This is a genomic window from Dyadobacter sp. SRI_021, from assembly GCF_057586235.1.
Genome location: NZ_JBYCZM010000031.1, coordinates 1 through 5,799 on the forward strand (window position 1 = coordinate 1; position 5,799 = coordinate 5,799).

General features: G+C 47.2%; 2 protein-coding genes. Both read right to left on the reverse strand.

All coding sequences use genetic code 11. The annotated features are described in order from the left end of the window. Positions 1–3,976 (reverse strand): hypothetical protein (locus AC2YIT_RS32025; protein WP_487281921.1); only part of this gene is annotated, 3,976 nt, incomplete at its 3' end. 1,381 nt (positions 3,977–5,357) lie between these two features. Next, on the reverse strand, positions 5,358–5,799 hold a 442-nt coding region (locus AC2YIT_RS32030; protein WP_487281922.1), incomplete at its 5' end, for a T9SS type A sorting domain-containing protein.

Here is a 5,799-nt window from a genome sequence, read left to right on the forward strand (position 1 = left end):
CACAACCGGCTTTGGGGTTCAGCACGATCGTATTCGAAAAGCTGCTGTATGAGCTGCCTGATTTGGAACGCACCTTATAAGTCCCCGCGACCGTTGCGATATACTGCGTTTGGCCCGGCTGTGTGCCTGTGATCAATACATCGTTAAGGTACCACTCCAATTGCCCGCTGAAACCGGAGGCTGTCAAGGTGATCGGAGAGCCATTCGCGCAGACGTCCCCACTGGTACTTTTATACAAAATCGGGGTGATCAGCGTGGTCGCGCACGGCAGGCTGATACCTACAAAATTGGCGTTACCTGGATGACCGCCTTTTGTGAGATCAAATTCGGCATGCCATTGGGTGGTCTCACTCCCATCCAAAGCATTTGCCCAGCCCTGGTTAGCCAAATTTGGCTCTGAACCAAAGCCGGTACCGGTCAAGGCAGTTTCATTCCCACTTCCATCCACATTGAAAAAACGGATCTCTTTGAGGTCCCCTACCCCGTCGGTAGCCCGCGCGTTGTAACGGATATGGGGATAGTTTTGCGGGTTAGTGAAATCTGTCGTAAGCCAGGTGCCAACCGGTGCTGCCGATGGAAATTGGTAAAGTACTACCCAATCCACCCCATTGCTGGAACCTTGTATCGTGGCCCCGATCAGCCTGTTATGGTCGTAGTTCCGCCAAAGCAATTTTACCCGGTTCGCCGCGCATTGGTTGGGAGGGACGCAACCGGCTTTCTGGTTCAACACGATCGTATTCGAAAAGCTGCTATATGAGCTGCCTGATTTAGACCGCACCTTGTAAGTCCCCGCGACCGTTGCGATATACTGCGTTTGGCCCGGCTGTGTGCCTGTGATCAACACATCGTTAAGGTACCACTCCAATTGCCCGCTGAAACCGGAGGCCGTCAACGTGATCGGAGAGCCATTTGCGCAGACGTCCCCACTGGTACTTTTATACAAAATCGGTGTGATCAGCGTGGTCGCGCATGGCAGACTGATACCCACAAAGTTGTTGTTGCCGGGGTGGCCGCCTTTTGTAAGATCAAATTCGGCATGCCATTGGGTGGTCTCACTTCCGTCCAAAGCATTTGCCCAGCCCTGACCAGCCAAATTAGGTTCAGAACCAAAGCCGGTACCCGTCAAAGCATATTCATTCCCATTCGCGTCCCGATAGTAAAAACGGAGCTCCTTAAGGTCACCTACGCCGTCCGTAGCCCGCGCATTGTAACGGATATGAGGGTATTTGTTAGGGTTGCTGAAACTTTGGCTAAGCCAGGTGCCAACAGGTGCAGAGGCTGTGGTAGGGAATTGGTAAAGCACTACCCAATCCACCCCATTGCTTGATCCCTGGATGGTGGCTCCCCCCAACCGGTTATGGTCGTAATTCCGCCACAATAATTTCACCAGGTTCGCATTGCACTGATTGCCGTTGGTGGGATCACAACCAGTTGTTTGCGTGACCACCAGCCTGGACGAAGCGTCGCTGGTGCAGGAGCCCGAAGCGCATTTGGCCGTATAAGTACCTGGTTCATTGGTCGTGTAGGTGGAAGCCGTCACAGATGGTATCAACGTCCCGTTGCGGTACCAGCTTACATTACCAGGACAACCCGAGGCCAGCAATGTAACTGTCTGCGGCTGGCTGGACGAAGAACAAACCGTCGTACCAGCTGTTTTATAAACATCAGGCCTGACGCACGTCGTCGCGCATCCAAGGCTCAAACCCACAAAATTTGTTGTGCCTTTGTTCGCACCATGCCACATAGAACCCGCATCCCCATCGAAGGCATTTTGCCATGGGTTAGACGCCAAATTCGGAGACGAGCCAAATGGCGTCCCGCTCAGCTTAACATCTCCACTGTAAAACTCCAGCTCCCTAAGTTCCCCATATCCATTAGTACTCGACACAAACCGCATGTGCTTATATTCAACCGAATTGCTAAACGTGTAGGTCATCCAGTCATTAATTCCGTCGTCGGGGATAATAAAAAGTCTCGTCCATGATGACCCGTCCAAGGAACCCTGGATCTCAGCATTCTTCAGACGCGTGTTATCGTCGGTACCACGCCAGCGGAAACGGACCTTATTCACTACCCCGCACGTACTGCCAGGAGCCGGAATCAGGCCAGGAGTGGATGGTAAAATTACCTCTGGGTTATCGACAATAGCATTTTGGAAGTTACCCTGATTCGCGTAGTTGTAGTGAAAACTTTTAATCAAATTACCACTTGCGTTATCTTCGCGTATTTCTGCAAGGCGGTTGAAATTATCGTAATTGTACCATGTAACCTTGCCGGATGGATCTGTTATTGATTCCACACCGACGAGTGGTTTATAGTCATAAGTAGTCTTTGCCGAAACCGTTGTCCCGTTAGCCTCCGTCCTTGATTTAAGCAAATTGATCTTATCGGCATCTGTCAATCCATAATATTCCAACTTTGTAGTAGCCCCTCCTTTTTCTTTGAAAGTCAACAGATTCCCCCTGTCGTCGTAGGTAAGAAATTCAATATCAATGGTTGCCGTCGCCGCTGCCCCAAGCTTTCGTTCCACTTTTTCCGGAAAATACGCGGCACCTACCGCCTTATAGCTCACCTTTTCCCATTCAACAGGGGTGTAAGCAAATGCACCGGAATTCACCACCGCAAGGCGTTTAGTTATCTCGACGGGAAGCCCAATGATATTTTTAAGCTTCATGTCAGGAAAAACTCCGGTAGCGTAGTCGCCGGAATAAGTATAGTCCGTGAAAATTTGCCGATTGTAAACTAACTTCGATGGCGAAGTTAATTGTACTTTGTCAGCGAGCGTTTTGCTGTCCGTCGCAGATACGCGCTGGACTTGCCCATTCAGGTTATAGTCCGTTGCGATTACCTGCCAGGAGTATTTTGAAGGGTCATTCTGATCATAACTATAAGTTGTTGCTTCGAAGGGCAGGAATTTACGAACGTCTATCAGATAGGCAGTTGCTTCATAAAGGCGATGATCTGAAGCCGGGCAGACTAATGTATATTTCGTTCTTACCGCCCTGGCGGAATAATTGATAATATCCCCGATCGGCGAATATTGATTTACGGTCTTGAAAACAATATTACCGTTAGAAGCATAGTGTTCAGTACTAAGCTCTCTTCCTCTCTGATAAGCTTTACTATTAAAGGGTTGATAGGCTGTACTACTTTCCTGAAGGTACGCCGAAGGCGGGCTATCCATATAGCCGTTGTCGAAATTGGAAAATTTATGTATAGTCCAACCGCCTTTTGAGTCGCTTTCTACCACTTCTGAATAACCTATATGGTATCCGCTACTGTTTTCTGTAAAAGGTAGCACAGACTGCGTCGAGAAGACATCAAACCGTACAGTGGACTGTCCCTCTGCATACGGCTTATAGTCGGTCCATAAATATTTGGATTTCCCACCCAGAACGCCACTGGAAAGTCGCGTCGCGGTAGGGTTTTTGGGGTCGAATGCCGATACGTAGGCAAAATTCTTTACAACTTGAGGGATCGATTCACTTGGATCGGAGCTCTTGATCTGTTTCACACGAAGGCCACCTGCCACTTTGTTGGCAGTGTAAATCTCAAGTGGACTTTGCCATCTGGTCTCCTGCAGTTCCTGAGCGTAGGTATTTTGCTCGTACTCAAATTCAGTAACTCCGCCCGTCGGATATACAATCTTGTTCAATATCCCGATCTTGCCATAAGTTACATCGGTTCGGGGTTCCCGAAATGCCGCATACTCGGGTGATGGTAAATCGAAATCTACTGGCTCGATTACTTTACCCCCATTGAAAAAACCCCAATGATCCGTGTGATTTGTTGCATAGTCAGGAAGCGTGATACCTGAAAACTTGAAATAGTCGAATACATAAGCAGGAAGGGAAGCATCGCCCGACTTTTCCTGTACTTCTTTTAGGATTAACCGTTCCGATGCATTATCATTATATTTCAGGTGAAAGTCCTTTACCGTCGTTCCATCGAGCTTTTGAATTTGAATCCTATCCAATTTTCGCCACTGAAGGGTGGCTACCAAATCAGCCACGGACGGCTCAGTATCGAAACAACCAGCATCTGGGCGCGTCCTTTCTAGAAAACAAGGAATGAGATAGGGAACTACATCCAGCGCACGGCCTGTAGCACCTGGGGCGGTGTACCTGAAATAGTTGATGTTTTCGAAAATCTCATTCCTATACCTCAACTCGGTGCTCTGCACTGAGGTAAACACGGTCTTATAATTAGTGCTCACAATTTCCTTAAGGTATAGTGGAGAAACAAGTTTCCCATTATATCCTCTATAGTTTTTATTGAACTCAGGATTGGAGGCACAGTTTGTCCCTGTCCCTGAAGACCCCTTAACGACTTGATGATATATCGAAAAATACATCTGGGCTACCATGGCCCCTCTCTCATATTTGAAATCAATTACCTGGCCACTGGCCTTTTTGATTTGTTTCAGATGCCAGGAATTAACATCCCACGTCTCAGTTGCCTGCGCAAAAAAGTCAATGCCATATTCACAATATGAATTGTCTCCCCCAAATTCGTATCTGGTCCCAAATTCATCAGTAATATAGAATCCCTTTGCATGTTCCCGATATTTTGTCTGGTTCAACCAAATGCTTGGCTTATCAACCTGACTTCCTGTTGGGGGCCAAAATGGGGGATACGAATCGAAGTTGGTCGATATCCATTCGACTTTCACAGGCCTGTCGCATTGCACTTTAAATTGCCCGTCGTGTCCCCAATAGAATTTCCCTGAAAATCCGGGTGCATTAAAATAATATTCATCAGGCTCCATGTCGTACCCTAATGCGCTGTTATCAACGATTGACTTCATTCCGCTCTCCTCATCCCACGGGTAATCTTCATCGTTAACCAAATGTGCTGTAAAGTAATAGCCCAGCTTTCCTCGTGAATCTTTCCGGCTATAATCGTCAGGGCCATCCCTCATAGTTCTGGTTACTGCATAGTTAGTGGATAGATTCCAGTTCAAACCAACCCACCCTGTATGTGCGTCCGGTCGGATACCAGTCGCGTCATAATCAAGCGCAATAGGTATTTCAATCCCCTGATCCGACAACGTGTGCAGGTTGACGCTAATCTCAGGCTTCCCTGTGTAAAGTGATACCGGAATATTCCCATATGATCCCAAATTAGCCATTGTAGGGCTTTGTATGGACTGGGGAGCCCGTGGGATCTGGGCAAAAAGCTGAACGGAAAAAAATAACAAAAAGCAAATTTTGAAAACTTTTGCTAAGACTGACATAGTCTTATTATCAACGGAAAAACAACTGTAATAAAAACTTACCATCCTTACTTAGAGAAAAAGGCATTAAAAATGACAAATGGTTAACATGTACTATTCTATATGAGCGCTTTGGTTCATTCTAATCCCTTTGCTTCAGCACCAATGCACTTCGGATTGCCCCGTTCTCATCAAGGCTTACTATGTAATTCCCGGCTCCGATACTGCTCACATTCAAATTGACTTTATAGATGCCTTCCTTCGCCTTAATCCGATGCGTTTGCAGTATTCTGCCTGACATGTCGGTAAGTCGTAATGTGGCAACCTTGGCAAGTGCATTCGCTTCGACTTTCAAATGGCTTATAACCGGGTTGGGATATGCTACCAGCTGCCCATCCTCAGATGTCGCCTTATCACTGGCTTTTATGTTTTCAGGCAGAAATCCGAAATCCAGGTCATGAATGTTAATACCCGATGCCCCGGTTTGAAAAGCGATTACAGCCTGATTTTCAAGACTGATTGCATCGTTGTCAATTTCTTTGTCTGTTGTCCCTTTGGCAAGCGTTGGTTTAAGTTTTCCCTGG